Below are 12422 nucleotides of genomic sequence, written 5' to 3'. Positions count from 1 at the left end.
TCAAGGATAAATACCCCGCAGCATATTTGCATCGCCCACGCGGCATAAGGCTTCAATCATTGCGGCTGTACGCATGTCCACGTTTTCGGCGGCTGCCCGTCGCTGCGTTCGAGCGAGAGCATCCGCCAGGATCGACCGCATACGTGCGTTTACTTCCTCAAGCGGCCACATCAGATTCTGCAAACCCTGCACCCATTCGAAATAAGATACGACGACACCGCCAGCATTAGCCAATATATCGGGCAGCACCACAATTCCCCGATCTTTCAAGATCTCGTCGGCCTCCAAGGTGGTGGGGCCATTGGCGCCTTCGGCCAGCACCCGGCAGTTGATTTTCCCTGCATTGTCTGCGGTAATCTGGTTCTGCAGGGCACAAGGTGCCAGAATCTCGCAATCCAGTTCCAACATCTCCTGCCTGGATATTTTCTCGCCCAACGGGCAGTTCCATAGCAGCCGGTGCTGTTGAACATGATCTTTCAATTTATCGAGCGGCAGTCCATTGGCGTCATACAGCGCTGCGCTCACATCGCTTATGGCAATAATCTTTGCGCCTGCTTTGGCCAGAAAAGTCGCTGCATGTGCGCCCACATTGCCAAAACCCTGTACGACGGCCCGTGCGCCCTGCAACCCGATATTCAATTGCGTACAAATATCTTCGATCAGGTAAACCAATCCCCTGCCGGTGGCCTCATATCGCCCCTGCGATCCGCCGAGCACGATCGGTTTTCCCGTTACCACGGAGGGCACTGAATGGCCGGCATGTTCGCTATAGGTGTCCATGATCCAAGCCATGATCTGCGCATCCGTGCCCATGTCCGGCGCCGGAATGTCTTTGTCGGGACCGATAATGTCGATGAACTGTGAGGTATAGCGGCGCGTCAATCGCTCCAATTCGCTCCAGCTCAGCATGGCGGGATCAACCCTGATGCCGCCCTTCGCGCCACCAAAGGGCAGCTTTGTGAGCGCGCATTTCCATGTCATCAACATCGCAAGCGCCGCCACTTCGCCCAGGTTCACCTCGCCATGATAACGGATGCCTCCTTTGGTGGGACCCATGGTCAGCACATGCTGGACTCGATAAGCAAACACCGTCTCTACATGGCCGCCGCCGTCGCGTTTTAACGGCAGAGCAGCTATTTGTGCCCGCTCGGGAAAAAGCAGCCGCTGGCGGATATTTTCATCGATCCCGGCTATATATGCGGCCTTCAAAAATTGCTGCTGGGCAAGGTGCAACATCGCTGACGACCACTCCGCGCCACGAGCGTGTTTGCGTTCCATCGCATAGTGAATGGACCTGAGCAGAGAAACACCATTTATGGAATCTTTCAGCAGATAGTCCTGCGCCCCACCCTCCACGGCTTTGGCCGCCAAAGTCACATCGTCCATCGCACTTTGAATGATGATGGGCGTTTCCAGCGCATGGGGTTGCAGTCGATAAAATGTATCGAGTGCCGTACTGTCCGGCAGCATCAAATCGAGCAGAATTATGTCAATGCCGCCTTTGCGAATCCGCTCTACCGCATCATTGAGATTCCCCGCGGTCTGCACGTCAAAAATGGGACGCTCCGACCGTCCGAGCAGCCGCTGGATCAACCTGACGTAGAGCGGGTTATCCTCCACCAGAAGAAGGGTGATGTGGTTGTTGGCCATGACGTTCGTCCTTTGCCCAATCGGGCGCATCATCCGCGCGGCTCTATAATTTTTTCTTCTCCCCCGCCCCCGCCTGCCCGATTAACTCCTTCAATACAGCCGTGAGTTGCGCGACTGTTTTGTCCAGCGCGGCAAAGCATTCCTCCGCATCTCGGAGGTCGCCTTCAGCCCCCATCACTTCCAGCCGCATGGCTTCGTCGACTGCATCTCCAACCGCGAAGATACGAGCGGAGCCTTTGATGTTGTGGGCTGCGCGATGCAAGGCGCCCGCGTCACCGCTATTAATGGCTTCGCGGGCCTGCTGCATCATGTCGGGACTGCTCTCGATGAACACTTTCGCCAGCTCGAGGAGCAAATCCTCACTGCCATCGACATTTTCGAGCGCTCGTTCCCAGTCCAGCTTGATCATGGCTCACGCCCTCCTTTCCTACTCATCCCCTTCTTTGTCGACTTCAGTTCGCAAAAGGTCCTCCCGATAGGCATTGAGGGCTGCGTAGAAATCCTCTGACCGAAGAGGCTTGGAAACATAACCATCCATTCCGGCGGCCAAACAACGTTCTCGATCGCCACGCATCGCATGAGCGGTCATCGCGATGATCGGTATATGCCGCCCGGTATCCTTCTCCCTCTGCCTGATGGCGGCTGTCGCCTGAAATCCGTCCATATTCGGCATCTGAACGTCCATCAGCACTAGGTCGAACGATCCATTGGCAAGCGCGGACACCGCTTCCGCCCCGTCCCCGACAACGGTAGCCTCATGACCCCGTCGTTCCAACAAACGCTGTGCAAGCCGCTGATTTACGGCATTATCCTCGGCTATCAGCACTTTGAGCGGCCGCGCATCCGCAACTAAATCTGGGGGCGTATCAACTCCGTCACTTGCAGTAACGCCCAGAACGGCAAAAATGGTCTCAAGCAATTCAGATTGCCGCACCGGTTTCAACATGAAGTGACTTACGCCTATCACCCCGGCACGCCTCACAATGTCATCCTTATGGGCGGAAGAGAGCATGATGATGGCAGGACTACCCAACTCCGGCGCCCCATGGATGGCCTCCGCTACCGCCAGCCCGTCCATGACGGGCATCAACATGTCGAGCAGCACCAATCGATAAGGCCTCCCCTCACCGGCCATTCTGTGTAGCGTCGCAAGCGCGTGCGCGCCACTTTCGGCCACATGCGGCCTCATGCCCCAGCCGCGCAGCATTTCTTCCAAAATGCGGCGGTTGGTTTCATTGTCGTCGATCACCAGCACGGGCAGAGCATGCAGGCTTGGCTGCAACATCTGTTCGTCGGGTACTTCTTCATCAGCGATTTTAAAGGGCAGGCTGAAACGAAAAACGCTGCCTCGGCCCAACTCACTTTCAACTTCGAGCCGCCCTCCCATCAACGCCACCAACTGCGACGCAATGGACAAGCCCAACCCGGTTCCGCCAAATCGCCGCGTGAATGACGTGTCGGCCTGCGAAAAAGCATCGAAAATTACATTTTGCTTGTCAAAGGCAATCCCGGAGCCGGTGTCGCTTACGGCAAAGTGCAACCCCACATGCCGATCCCCTCTTTTATCGACCTGGACGTCCAGAACCACCTCACCTTTTTCTGTAAAGCGGAGCGCGTTTCCGACCAGGTTAACCAACACCTGGCGCAACCGATGCCGATCGCCCATCAGACTATCGGGCGCGTCAAATGCTATATGACAGGCAAGTTCCAAGCCTTTTTCCGCGGCGCGGCCGGCAAAGGCCTGCATGGTATCGGCCAATTCGTCGCGAAGATGAAACGGCGCGGTTTCCAGTTCCAATCGGCCTGCCTCGATCTTGGAGAAATCGAGGATGTCATTGATGAGATGCAGCAGGGAGTCCGCCGATTGGGTAATCATTTGCAGATATTCCCGTTGCGCTGGCGCCAACTCGGTGTCGTTCAACAAATCAGCCGCTCCGATGACGCCGTTCATCGGGGTACGGATTTCATGGCTCATATTGGCAAGGAACTGGCTCTTGGCGCGCGTCGCATCTTCCGCTTTTTCCTTGGCCGTCCTTAATTCCCTTTCCGAAATTTCGAGCTGAAGAGTGCGTTCCTCAAGCTGGCGGTTCAACTGCCGCAGTTCGGCGGTACGCTCTTCAACGATCCGCTCGGTCTTGTGCCGCCGGTTGGCAAGCGACGTGAGATAAATGACCAGCAGCACTGTCACCCCCAAGCCTCCGGCAAGAGCAATCGTTGGTCCCGCAGCAAGCTCGCTGCGCCTGTGACCATATTCGTCGGTCGCAGAGACATAGAGGGTAAACACGCTCCTCCCGACGACGAGCGAACTCGAGTGATAGAGCTTGGCTTTAAAAGCATTATCTAGCGAACCTGGCCTGCCCTTCGATCGGCGGGCGGTTTCGGCTGACAGCAGCGAAAATATGACGCGCCGGTCTGGCTGAGCTGTGGCATCGAGAAGATAGACGTCTACGCCGCTGCTCGGCATCAAATCCATCGAATCCTGCACCACATCGGCGATTCGGACGATAGCCACGATAAAGCCGCGACTGGCGATGCGTCGCTGCTCCTGCGTCATCATCAAAGCGTCTGTGCCTGGGGTATAAATGGGCGCAAAGACAGCCACATAAGGATTGTCCGGGGCTTGACCCTGCAAAGCGATGTGCGCTGCTGCGCTGACCTGTCCGCTGTCCCGCGCCGCGATCAACGCTGCCCGAGCGGAAGGGTCGGTTCCCCAGTCATATCCGGGTTCCTGCGGCGCCGCTCCCTCCGGCACTTCAACATATTCTACGGGAAAGCGGTTATCTGCCACGTTCACGAACTGCACGGCTTCGATGCTTGATACGTCCGCCAAAAGCGCCTTGGCAAAACCGCTGAATTCTTTGCGACCGATATTGGGAGAGGTGTTGTAATAGGCGACGAGAGAGTCGACCAGATTTGTCTCAGAGTCGAATTGCCGTTTCAGGGCCTCAGAACGTTGCTCGGATTCCAGGGAAAATGAAGTTTCTATTGAGGTCTGCTGTTCTCGCGAAAGCCATTGCCAGACAGCAATGGCGATTGCGAGGCTCACCAAACCAGCAATGAACACGACACCATAGCCGCTTATAGAAGGCTTAATCATGCGCCGCCTCCCACATTGCCAGCGGCTCGCCAGGCCTTCGCCTGACTCCTGGCCGTGGCAATCTGCTGAGCAGACATCCTGCCCTCTAGCTGAACCAACGCCTCCGCGGCCGCTGTTCTCGTCCGGCTGATTGACGCACGGCTCCGCGCCAGCCAGAGCCATTTATGGGCCTCGACATAGTCCCGACCAACGCCTTGTCCGGCAGAATATAGCTGACCAAGTTCAAATTGCGCCTCGGGCAAGCCCTGAGCTGCCGACCGGCTGAACCATTTGGCCGCACGCGCGCCGTTCTTCCTTACGCCCCCGCCGAGCTTGTATAGAACCCCAAGGCAATATTGCGCCTGCGCATGACCTTGTTCGGCTGCACGTGTGTACCAACGAGCAGCGTCCAGCAAGTCTTGCTGGACACCAAGACCGCGAAGTAGCATGTCGCCCATCTGAAATTGAGCGGTGGGCGATCCCATCGCGGCGGCGCGGTGAAGCAGTGTAACAGCCTCATCATAATCACGAGGCACGCCCCTGCCGACGCGATAGAGAATTCCTAATTGGGTAAGGGCGGCTACATTGCCTTGATCGGCAAGAGATCGGTAGATGCGTGCGGCCGTAGCATAATCGCCCCTGACCTGCGCCGCCCTGGCGTCGCCATAGGGGTCAGCCCGGGCCGGAGTTGGCACCATCCAGCCCAAGATGAGGGCCCATCCAAGACAAACAAAAAGCCCCGCTGCCAGTGTGGCCGTTTTGCCGGCCGCGCCAGCCTTCGCCCTTTCAGGACCTGCTGCTGTGCTGCGGTCCTCCATGACAGTTCCTCTCCCGGTGAAACGCCGCCGAGAGCTACGATGGGATTCATGTTACCGCAGATGGAGGATGCTTGCTCGTTTTTTGTGTCGTATTTTTGGCTTCGGGCAGGAGTAGAAGCTTTGCCAAGGTGAAAGGGACCGATAGCAAGGCATTTCCGAGAAACAAAAAAGGGCGCCGAACCCGGCGCCCTCTGCATTTCGGTCTTGAACCGCTCAGCCCTTTTTGAGCGTGAGCCCGCCGAACCGCTTGTTGAAGCGGGCAACCTGACCGCCAGCGTCCAGCAGGCGCTGGTTGCCGCCCGTCCAGGCCGGGTGCGAGGTGGGATCGATGTCGAGCGCCAGCGTGTCGCCTTCCTTACCCCAGGTCGAACGGGTCTGGAAGGAGGTGCCGTCGGTCATCTGGACGGTGATGAAATGATAATCAGGATGCGTGTCTTGTTTCATGTCGATTTGCTCCATTGCCGACTGGTTTCCGACCAGCCTGAGGATGCTGAAAAATTCGCGAAGTGCGGCCCCTAACTGGATTTGCTTGCAATGGCAAGCAAAGAGAGCCGCCGACCATGAGATGGCGGCCCTTCCAAATCCCGTCGTCCCAGCGCAGGCGCGCCCCCAGCTTTTCTTATCCAATGCGGTAAAAGACAGCAAGGCCCCTGCCTGCGCTGGGGACGAGAATATCGTTCAGATGAACCGATCCGAGCCTGCCGCTGCCCTTCAGGCCGGAGGATCAGCGATCATGGCGGTGCATTGCGCCTCCGCCATTAACTTACCCCCCACCATCGCTTTGCCTTCAAACTTGCAGATACTGCCGCGCACCTGCGTAAAAGTAACGTGAAAGTCGATCAGACATCCGGGCTCAACGGGCGCACGGAATTTGGCGCCGTCGATGCCCATGAAATACACCAGCTTTCCCGATCCGGAGAGCCCAAGCGACTCCACCGCCAATATGCCAGCGGCTTGCGCGATCGCCTCCACCAGCAGCACACCCGGCATGATGGGCCGATCTGGGAAATGCCCCTGGAAAAACGGCTCGTTGATCGACACCGCCTTGACCGCGTGAATGGATTTGTTGAGCTCCATGCTTTCCACGCGGTCGATCAACAGCATTGGGAAGCGATGCGGCAGCGCCGCCATTACAGCGCGAACGTCCAGCGGGCCCTTGAAAGCCCCTGCATCTACCCCTTCACTCATTGGCGATTACCGGCTGGGCGTGGAAGCGGGCTGTTGCTTCTGCTGGCCAGGCTGCCAGCCGGCCGGCGGCACGATCTGCGCGCTGGAGACCAGAGCGTTGAGTTCGGTGGTCACGGAATCAGTGATATCAACGGTTGGTTGATAGGATACCGTCGCACCAGGCTGAAGCACCAGGTCAACCTTGCGCTTAACCATCGCGGTCTTCAAAGCATCGCTGATCTTCGCCGAAATCTGTTCCTCGACATAGGCCTGAGCCATAGCGATGGGACGGCCAAGGGTGGAAAGCTCCTGCTGAATGGCTGCCCGGCGCTGCTGAAAGGCTTCAATCTTCGGCTGCAGCGACGCAGTGTTGCTGCCTGCGGCTTTCTGTGCCGCCTGAAGCTCATTCGCCTTGGTCTGGAGTTCCGTATCCAAAGTCGTCTTGCGCGCGTTGAATGCGTCGATCTGAGTCTTGTACGTGGTCTGCATCGCGGTCATCGCGTTAGTGAAAGCGGTCGATTTAACCATCGCCTGCTCCAGGTCGGCTACTCCAACACCCAGCTTGGTCTGAGCAGCGGCAGGCGCGGCAATCATCGCAAAACCGGCAATTGGCGCGAGACCAAGTGCCGCGGCCTTTAGCATCATCTTCATCAGAATTGTGTCCCTACATTGAATGTGAACAATTTTGTTTCGTCCCCCGGCTCTTTTAACAGAGCCTTGGCTATATCGATCCTGAACGGGCCGAAAGGCGAGTTCCAGTTGACGCCAAAGCCAACCGAAACACGAGGTTTGAGTGTATCCCCGAGATAGTCTTCCTCGAAATTGCCCCCGGCAAAGGTGAAACCGGTCGGACATGTTGGCTGCTGAGGAGTACCTCCCGCATTCTGTCGTGTCACTGCCCCGCCGGTCGCGGTCTGCGTACAAAATCCAGGGAAGTTCGTTTCGATGGGGTCTTTAAGGCCCGCAACGGCGCCGGCGTCCACGAATATGGAGGGCCGGAGACCCATTTCGCGCGCTCCGGAGCCCAGCGGAATTTCAATCTCGGCTCGTGCCAGATAATAAATTTTGCCGCCCAATGCATCATCTTGGGAATCATTCCCCGACGCCCGCTCATACACACCATCATTATCCGCATCGGTAAGGAAGAAGCGCTTGACCCTGGGGCCGACGCCGCGAATATCGAAGCCCCTGATCTGCGGCTCACCCAGGAAGAAGCGATCGGTCAGCCGCACCTTGTCAATTTCGTTATTCTGATCGTCGAACCGCTTGCCTTCCAGCGAGTGAATATATCCGGCCTCACCACTCAATGAGAAAATGAATCCGCTGCCGATATTCCAGAATTTGTCGGCATCGATGCGGCTCCGCAGATATCTTACGCTGCCGCCTAAACCGGCGAAATCCTGCGAAAATGTAACACTGTGTCCCTTCGTCGGACGAATACGATTGTCGCGAGTATCATAAATCAGCGAATAGCCGAGTGACGAGGTCGTCCGCTTGCCAATAGCGTCACACAGATAGCGGCCTGCAAGGATAGGATCGCATTCCAGATCACCATCACCGTCAACGTCGGAATAAAACTGGTCCTTGTCCAACGTCACATCGTCAAAGCTCAGCCCATAACGCAGCGCCAGCGACATATATTCCGTCAGCGGGACGCCAGCCCGGATCTGGAACCCGGTGGTCGTCTGCTCATAAGTCGTGTTGCGGTCGTTGTTATTGATATAGTTAAAGCTGTTCAAATCACGCCGGAAAATGTCGCCACCAAGCGCGATGTTGCGGTCGAACAGATAGGGCTCGGTGAAGCCCAGCTCGATCGACTTGGAATAGTTGGAATAGTTGACGCTCGCGCGCAGTTCCTGACCTTTGCCGCGGAAGTTGCGCTGGCGGATCGAGGCTGACACGATGAACTTCTCAAGGCTCGAAAAGCCGGCCGAAAGCTGCAACTCTCCAGTCGATTTTTCCTCGACATTGGTTTCAAGCACAATCCGGTCAGGCGCAGAGCCCGGCTTCTGTTCTATCTCCAGCTTTTCCTGGAAATAGCCGAGCGATTTGATGCGATCGGCGGAACGCTTCACCTGGAAGCTGTTGAAAGCGTCGCCTTCATTCAGCCGGAATTCGCGCCGAATGACCTTGTCCTGCGTCAATGTATTGCCGGTAATATCGACCCGCTCAACATAGACGCGAGGCGCATCGTTCACCCGGAAGGTGAGCGACATGGTCAGGTTTTCCTTGCTCCGGTTGAAATCCGGATTCACCTCAGCAAAGGCATAGCCGAACAGGCCCGCCGTCTCGGTCATCGAGTTGACGGTATCTTCCACCTGCTTGGCGTTATACCAGTCGCCTTTCTTCATCGGCACCAGCTTCTCTAGCGTGGCTGCCTGCAGATCGCGAATTTCGCTTTCGACTTTCACATCACCAAATTTATAGCGGTCGCCTTCTTCCACCACATAGGTGATGATGAAGTCCTGCTTGTTGGGCGTAAGCTCCGCCACAGCAGAGATTACACGAAAGTCGGCATAGCCCTCCGTCAGGTAAAATTGCCGCAGCTTCTGCTGGTCATAAGCCAGGCGATCGGGATCATAGCTGGTGCCGGAACTGAACAGGCGAAAGAAACGCGCCTGTTTCGTCGCCATTTCGCTGCGCAATTTACCGTCGGAAAATTTGTCGTTGCCGATGATGTTGATCTGCCGAACCTTGGACTTGGGTCCTTCGGTGATCTCGAAGACGATATCCACGCGATTCTGGTCGAGCTGGACCATTTTCGGGTCGACCGTTGCCGCAAAACGCCCTTGCCGGCGGTAAAGCTCGATGATGCGGGCGACATCGGCGCGCACTTTCGATCGGGTGAATATCTGGCGCGGAGCGAGCTTGATCTCCGGCATGATCTTATCTTCCTTCAGGCGCTTATTGCCTTCCAGAACGATACGATTAATGACCGGATTTTCCTTGATCTCGATAACCAGATTGCCCGCTTCATCGCGGATCTGAACATCGGCGAAAAGCTCGGTTGCAAACAAATCCTTCAATGCAAGGTCAAGGGCCTCACGGGTATAGGGCTGTCCGACGCGCAGTTTCGTGTAGGACAGAACCGTGTCGGGCTCCAGCCGCTGCGCTCCGGTGACGGAGATAGACTTGATCGTGCCCGCCGGCTGCGCCACCGCTGGAGCCTGCCCCGCGGGCGGCGCTGCGGGCGCCGCTGCGGGCGATTGAGCCGGGGACGGCTGAGCGGCAGGAGGCGCAGCCTCTTGCGCCCAGAGCGGGCCGGATGTTCCTGCCAGGATCGTTCCGGTCAGTAGAACAAGGGTAAGACGCTGATTGAAGTTGCCGTTTCTCGTCGCTGTCACGCGTTTTCCACCTTCAAATACAAAAAATCCGGGCTCTGACCGAATTGCCCGGACCCTCCCTGCCCCATGCATGTCAGCCAATCAAGCCGGACAAGCCTTTCCAGACCCCGAAAGACGATAAATCGTTGAACGTAACGAAAAGCATGACTGTCAGCAGCAATGCAAGCCCCGAACGGAACGCCCACTCCTGAACTACAGGGCTGACAGGTTTTCTTTGGATTGCCTCGATCCCGTAAAAAAGCAGATGTCCGCCATCAAGCATCGGGATTGGCAACAGGTTGATGAACGCGAGGTTAATCGAGATAAGGGCCATGAAGAAGATAAAATCTTCAAACCCCCGGCCCGCCTGCTCGCCAGAAATCTGGGCGATCTTCAGCGGACCTCCCAATTCTTCCAGCGACCGGCGACCACTGATGATCTGCCCTATGGTATTGACCATCAAGCGCACAATCGCGCCGGTGCGCTCCACCGCTATGGCTGGAGCCTCCAAGGGCGAAACCTGACGCAGTTCCGATTGCGGACTTTGAATGCCGATCAGACCGATGCGATATTCATTACCGAACCGGTCGACTTCTTTTCTGACCCCAATGCGGACCGGCATCAACTCTACCTCGCCATTCCGCTCAATCGCGAAATGCGCCACTTCGTCAGGCCGATAGAAAACCGACTGCGCCACCTGATCGAACCGGTCGATTTCATGACCGTCAATGGCGACGATCCTGTCTCCGCTCCGCAAACCGGCCTTTTGGGCTGCCGACCCTTCGATCAAGCTATTCACGATGGGCGGCGTGACGTTCTGGCCATAAATCATGGCAAAGCCAGCCAGCACGACAATGGCGAACAGGAAGTTAATGGCGGGACCCGCCACGACAATCAGCGCGCGCTGCCATAGCGGCTTGCCCGGAAAGCATTCCGCGCGTTCATGCGGCGGCAGTTCCAGCCAGCGCGCATCGGGCTGACTCGACCCGTCCATATCGCCCTTGAACTTGACATAGCCGCCAAGCGGGAGGGCGGCGAGCCGCCAGCGCGTTCCTCTTTTGTCGGTCCAATGCGCCAGTTCCTTGCCGACGCCGATTGAAAAGGTTTCCGCCTTTACGCCGAACAGCCGGCCGACAAGATAATGGCCCATCTCATGTACGAAAACGAGAGGTCCGATGACCGCGATAAACGCGACTATGGTCAGCAAAAAGCCGGGACTTTCGGTCAATTGAGCACTTTCTCCAGGATCATGCCCGCCACGCGGCGCGCCTCATGATCGATCATGAAAACATCCTCTATCCCCTGCGGTCCCGTTGGACTGTAGCGCTCCAGTGTTTCGGCCACAATCATGGCAATATCAAGGAAACCTATTTTTCCCTGCAGAAACGCTTCGACAGCCACTTCGTTCGCCGCATTCAATATAGCTGGCGCTGCTCCGTCAGCTTCTGCCGCAGCCCGCGCCAGCCGGATCGCGGGAAAACGCTCCTCGTCAGGCTCTTCAAAATCCAACCGCCCAATCGCCACAAGATCCAACGGCGTGCACGGCGTCTCAAGGCGCTCTGGCCAGGCTAGGGCATGCGCAATAGGAATACGCATGTCCGGACTGCCGAGTTGCGCCAGCGTGGAACGATCGCAAAACTCAACAAGGGAATGGATCACCGATTGCGGATGGACCAATATGCCAAGGCGATCGAGGCCCACGGGAAAAAGATGATGCGCTTCTATTAGTTCCAGCCCTTTGTTCATCATCGTCGCACTATCGATGCTGATCTTCGCGCCCATCGACCAGTTGGGATGCCGGACAGCCTGGGCGGGCGTGACCATCTTCATCTCCTCGCGCGTGAAGGTTCGGAACGGTCCTCCGCTGGCGGTCAGCGTGATGCGTCGCACGTCCTCGATCCGGCCACCGGCGAGACATTGGAAAATGGCGTTATGTTCGCTGTCCACGGGCAAAAGCGTCGCGCCGGAACGACGCACTGCTTCCATCATCAGTACGCCCGCCGACACAAGCGATTCCTTGTTAGCGAGCGCGACCGTCCGTCCCTGCTGCAAAGCCGTCAATGTCGGGCGAAGACCGGCACATCCGACGATGGCTGCCATCGTCCAGTCGGCCTCTATCCGCGCAGCGTCCACCAACGCCTGATCGCCTGCCGCAGCTTCGATGCCGGACCCGGCAAGCGCTTGCCGAAGGGCTTCATAGTGGCTTTCATCTGCAATCACCGCCATTTTGGCGCGGAAGGCGCGGGCTGCGTGGGCCAGTGCTTCAGCGTCGCGATTGGCGGTCAAGGCAACGACCTCGAAAACTTCCGGCTCACGCCCGATGAGGTCCAACGTGGATTGACCCACTGAGCCGGTCGCCCCAAAAATCGAGATCCTCCGGCGCTCCAT

10 protein-coding genes are annotated in these 12422 nt (G+C 57.3%); all 10 read right to left on the bottom strand.

Features of this window, described 5'->3' with window-relative positions; translation table 11 throughout:
• On the bottom strand, positions 1 to 1650 hold the full coding sequence (locus HNQ99_RS04095) for a Glu/Leu/Phe/Val dehydrogenase dimerization domain-containing protein (protein ID WP_184474358.1): 1650 nt from the start codon (positions 1648 to 1650) through the stop codon (positions 1 to 3).
• Positions 1651 to 1693: 43 nt separating this feature from the next.
• The gene (locus HNQ99_RS04090) at positions 1694 to 2059 is read right to left on the bottom strand and encodes an Hpt domain-containing protein (protein WP_184474357.1); all 366 of its coding nucleotides are present in this window, start codon (positions 2057 to 2059) and stop codon (positions 1694 to 1696) included.
• A gap of 18 nt (positions 2060 to 2077) precedes the next feature.
• Complete coding sequence (locus HNQ99_RS04085) at positions 2078 to 4747, bottom strand: response regulator (protein WP_184474356.1); 2670 nt, start codon at positions 4745 to 4747, stop codon at positions 2078 to 2080.
• On the bottom strand, positions 4744 to 5544 hold the full coding sequence (locus HNQ99_RS04080) for a tetratricopeptide repeat protein (protein ID WP_184474355.1): 801 nt from the start codon (positions 5542 to 5544) through the stop codon (positions 4744 to 4746). The genes HNQ99_RS04085 and HNQ99_RS04080 overlap by 4 nt, the downstream gene beginning before the upstream one ends.
• A gap of 213 nt (positions 5545 to 5757) precedes the next feature.
• Positions 5758 to 5988: a 50S ribosomal protein L31 gene (gene rpmE / locus HNQ99_RS04075; protein ID WP_184474354.1), complete on the bottom strand. Its 231-nt coding sequence runs from the start codon at positions 5986 to 5988 to the stop codon at positions 5758 to 5760.
• A gap of 267 nt (positions 5989 to 6255) precedes the next feature.
• Positions 6256 to 6732 carry a 3-hydroxyacyl-ACP dehydratase FabZ gene (gene fabZ / locus HNQ99_RS04070; RefSeq protein ID WP_184474353.1) on the bottom strand — a complete coding sequence of 159 codons (477 nt, stop codon included), beginning with the start codon at positions 6730 to 6732 and terminating at the stop codon, positions 6256 to 6258.
• Between the two features lie 6 nt (positions 6733 to 6738).
• Positions 6739 to 7362, bottom strand: coding sequence for an OmpH family outer membrane protein (locus HNQ99_RS04065; RefSeq protein ID WP_184474352.1), 624 nt, complete (start codon positions 7360 to 7362; stop codon positions 6739 to 6741).
• Positions 7362 to 10055: an outer membrane protein assembly factor BamA gene (gene bamA / locus HNQ99_RS04060; protein ID WP_322790309.1), complete on the bottom strand. Its 2694-nt coding sequence runs from the start codon at positions 10053 to 10055 to the stop codon at positions 7362 to 7364. The genes HNQ99_RS04065 and bamA overlap by 1 nt, the downstream gene beginning before the upstream one ends.
• Positions 10056 to 10128: 73 nt before the next feature.
• Positions 10129 to 11262, bottom strand: a complete 1134-nt coding sequence (gene rseP / locus HNQ99_RS04055) for an RIP metalloprotease RseP (RefSeq protein ID WP_184474351.1) — start codon at positions 11260 to 11262, stop codon at positions 10129 to 10131.
• A complete protein-coding gene (locus HNQ99_RS04050) occupies positions 11259 to 12422 on the bottom strand; it encodes a 1-deoxy-D-xylulose-5-phosphate reductoisomerase (protein WP_184474350.1) in 1164 nt (387 codons plus the stop codon). Before HNQ99_RS04050 ends, rseP begins: the two co-directional genes overlap by 4 nt.

Origin of the sequence: Rhizorhapis suberifaciens (genome assembly GCF_014200045.1) — a bacterium.
Classification (GTDB): domain Bacteria; phylum Pseudomonadota; class Alphaproteobacteria; order Sphingomonadales; family Sphingomonadaceae; genus Rhizorhapis; species Rhizorhapis suberifaciens.
This window is presented reverse-complemented; position numbering and strand designations above follow the sequence as displayed.

Bases quoted from the DNA above. Each gene is read 5' to 3' on its own strand.
- HNQ99_RS04080 (WP_184474355.1), bottom strand. From the start codon at position 5,544: ATGGAGGACCGCAGCACAGCAGCAGGTCCTGAAAGGGCGAAGGCTGGC.
- HNQ99_RS04050 (WP_184474350.1), bottom strand. From the start codon at position 12,422: ATGGAGCGCCGGAGGATCTCGATTTTTGGGGCGACCGGCTCAGTGGGT.
- HNQ99_RS04090 (WP_184474357.1), bottom strand. From the start codon at position 2,059: ATGATCAAGCTGGACTGGGAACGAGCGCTCGAAAATGTCGATGGCAGT.
- HNQ99_RS04095 (WP_184474358.1), bottom strand. From the start codon at position 1,650: ATGGCCAACAACCACATCACCCTTCTTCTGGTGGAGGATAACCCGCTC.
- rpmE (WP_184474354.1), bottom strand. From the start codon at position 5,988: ATGAAACAAGACACGCATCCTGATTATCATTTCATCACCGTCCAGATG.
- HNQ99_RS04065 (WP_184474352.1), bottom strand. From the start codon at position 7,362: ATGAAGATGATGCTAAAGGCCGCGGCACTTGGTCTCGCGCCAATTGCC.
- fabZ (WP_184474353.1), bottom strand. From the start codon at position 6,732: ATGAGTGAAGGGGTAGATGCAGGGGCTTTCAAGGGCCCGCTGGACGTT.
- HNQ99_RS04085 (WP_184474356.1), bottom strand. From the start codon at position 4,747: ATGATTAAGCCTTCTATAAGCGGCTATGGTGTCGTGTTCATTGCTGGT.